This window comes from Synechocystis sp. LEGE 06083 (genome assembly GCF_015207725.1).
GTDB classification, from domain to species: Bacteria; Cyanobacteriota; Cyanobacteriia; order Cyanobacteriales; family Microcystaceae; genus Synechocystis; species Synechocystis salina.
This window is the reverse complement of sequence record NZ_JADEWJ010000365.1, coordinates 1-3,039: the sequence shown is the minus strand read 5'-3', so window position 1 is coordinate 3,039 and position 3,039 is coordinate 1. Positions and strand designations below refer to the sequence as shown.

Genomic DNA, 3,039 nt, shown 5'->3' with positions numbered 1-3,039 from the left:
CAAAATGGCCGCCGGTTCCAAAATTTTCTCTTGCCAGAGTGGATCTTCCCGCATTTGTTCAGAAACAACCCGAATTAAATTAAGGGCTTTATCCACATTACTGGACTGGTCAATTTCCACAATAAATTCCGCCCTGGACCAATCCTTAGTCAAATTTTGGACTACGGAAATTTTACCGTTGGGAATGGTGCTCAAACGGCCCTCGGGGCCCCGCAACTGGGTGATGTAAATATTCATATTCTCCACCAGACCAAAAACATCGCCAATTTGCACCACGTCACCGATGGCATAGCGGTCTGTCCAAAGAATGAGGGTGCCATTGAGCATATCTTCCACCACGTTGCGCCCCAGAAAAGCTAGCACAAAGGCAACGCCCCCAAAACTAGCTAACACCAAAGGGTTAATGCCAAATAGCGCAATGGTGCCCAGGATGCCGAAAATAGTCAGCAGTGCCGAAATTCCTCCCTTGATGGCTGGGGAATAGGTCATGACCCTGAGGGTGTAACGGTTAGATTGTTCGTTATAGGATTGCTGTTCCTTAGCCCAATTATTGAGAAAGCCATCAACAAAAATACCGCACACTTTATCGATTAAAGTCACCCCAATCCAAAGCAGGGGAAAATACATGGCTTGGCCAATAAACAACAAGGTAAAGGGTCGGGTAGAGGGAAAAACATAAACGATAAATGCTCCCACAATAAAAATGCAGGAAATCTGAAGCCATAATAAAGTCCAACACATTAATAGGGCAAAGTTACGACGTTGTTTGAGTAGGGTTTGCCGCCGTAAATTTAAGCTGGCTAAATCGCCGATGTTTTGCCAAGCATGGTTAACCCGATGTTTAAATTGGTTGGCGAGGGGCATATACCCAGGAAAACTGTCCTCCTTAGATGGCACCCTATGGCCATTCTCCTCCTCTTCCCCTTGGCGATCGGGGTTGGCTTCTGGGGAATCTGACGCTTCTTGGCTAGCTAAGCGCAATGATTCAGCACTTTCTGCTTCAATGTCTTTAGTGATGGACTGGGCTAAAATTTTTAACTCTTGGCGTAGATAGCGGTCTCGACGGTAGAAAAAAGACCGAATTAAACCCATAACGGCGACGATCGCCAGGGCCACCACCATAAAGGCACCACTGATGTAATAACGGTCCCAAGGATGTTGACGATCCAGTTCGTGGCCCCATAAAGCCTTATCAAAACTACTTTGTATTTTGTCGCGCCATTCATGGGCCAATAAATTGATGGGCTTACCATTAATAATTTCGTCAGCTTGGTTGACCGTAACAATGGTTTGCTGCGCTAGGCCCAGGGCTGGCTGACTCGGTACAAAAATTACTGTCTCATTGTTCTGAATGCCCACTTCCACGTTGGGGGTGAGGGGATGGATTTCGTCGGCGTCCACACTGGCTAAATTAGGCGCTGGGGAAGAAATAATTCGGATAGCACTCTGGGGAGCGTTACGGAAAGAAGTGGTAGGGGTTCTCCGCTCAACTGAACTGTTTTCTTGGTTGTCTTCCTTAGTTTCGGGTGTGGCATTGGTGGAGCCTGGGGGGCTAGGAGGAGGCGGGGCCGTTTCCCCCCAATTACCAGGGCTAGAGTGATAACCAAAGCGAGATTGCCTCAGATCAAAAACCTTGGAACGAAGAAATTGCACGTTCTTCTCAGGAATTTCCACTGTATTCAAGCCAGTTAACCGAGAATAAATGGAATTAAAAATTGATTCCACTTGCTTAGCCCGATTTTCGATCGCCTGGGCAGCCGCTTGGGAACTTTCCTCTGGGTTAGGAATTAACCCCACGGTGAAGGTGACTTGGGAACTGCCCCGCAAAAACACATCACTGCACCAGAGCCGGCCACAACGTCTTGCTTTATTGGTATCCCACCAGGGAGTAGTGGAGGCACTCTGACTGCTATCGGTTCCCCCCGCAGAAAAAACTATTTGCGCTGTAGCAGGGGGAATGATCACCGTTAGGGTGAAGGCAAGGAGACAAATCAGAATCAGACGCTTGACAGTGGCAAGTCGGTAACCCATAGGCATGGTCGGAGTTTTGTAAAGTTTTTGCAATAATTCACCGCCATCTTAGCAGTGAGTACGTTTTAAGAATGGTTGATGTAGACCATTGTTGTTTCCCAAGTTGACGGTGGAAGTAACAATCCGTTCAAACTCTGTGACAAACCAGGCAAATCCATCGAATTGTCAATGGGGTCTGAGGGCTTGGGGTTAAAAGTTTTTGGTAGGATGGAATAGCTTATCTGTCCCTATCTATATGGCTCTCGCTTCCCCCACAGATTTTCCGCAACCACGCCATAGGGCAGTGGTGGGTTTGGGGGGTAACATCGGCCCAGTGCTGGATAATCTCCAAGGGGCGATCGCCGAATTGGCTTCAGTGGCGGGCATTGAAGTGGAGCGCTGTTCTAGTTGGTACCGCAGCCAAGCCTTTGGGCCGCCGCAACCGGATTATATCAATGGCTGTGTGACCTTACAGGTCAGTCTATCTCCCCCGGAGTTGTTGCAAATTTTGCTGACCATTGAACAAAAATTTGGCCGCATTCGTTTGGAAAAATGGGGGCCCCGCACTCTGGATTTGGACTTAATTTTCTACGGCGATCGCCAACTGGATCAGGCCAAGCTGACCATTCCCCATCCTCAAATGCAGTTCAGACCGTTTGTGCTAGTGCCCCTAGCAGAAATTGCGCCGGACTGGGTTGATCCCCGATCAGGAAAAACCATCACCCAATTAGTTGGGCAGGTGGATTGCACCACGGTTTGGCCCGTTGCTCCAGGGCCAGAATTAGGAGGGAGAATGGAATCAGAGCAAGTTTTAACTCCAAGCGTTATGGCACTTCATAAATAAGACCAAATATAGTTACGAAAATAGGAGATTTTGGCAGAAACCGATCGCCTGACAAAAAGTTCAAAGCTGAAACGGGAAGTGTTGGAGTAAACGCACCTGGGCAATCGTCTCAAAATCACGATCATTGTGAACCAACAGTAAATTATTCTCCAAAGCAACTTGAGCGATACAGCAATCAATTGGAC

The 3,039-nt window shown here is 47.9% G+C and carries 2 protein-coding genes; one reads left to right on the top strand and one right to left on the bottom strand.

What is annotated here, in order from left to right; genetic code table 11:
• Window positions 1–2,031 (bottom strand): mechanosensitive ion channel family protein (locus tag IQ219_RS18545; RefSeq protein ID WP_228017353.1); only part of this gene is annotated, 2,031 nt, incomplete at its 3' end.
• A 235-nt stretch (window positions 2,032–2,266) separates the two neighbouring features.
• Between IQ219_RS18545 and folK the strand changes: the two genes are divergently transcribed.
• A complete protein-coding gene (folK, locus tag IQ219_RS18540; protein ID WP_194073584.1) occupies window positions 2,267–2,854 on the top strand; it encodes a 2-amino-4-hydroxy-6-hydroxymethyldihydropteridine diphosphokinase in 588 nt (195 codons plus the stop codon).
• The last annotated feature ends 185 nt before the right edge of the window (window positions 2,855–3,039 follow it).

What these genes read in the sequence shown, in the direction of transcription:
- folK (WP_194073584.1), top strand. Translation starts at nt 2,267, where the DNA reads ATGGCTCTCGCTTCCCCCACAGATTTTCCGCAACCACGCCATAGGGCA.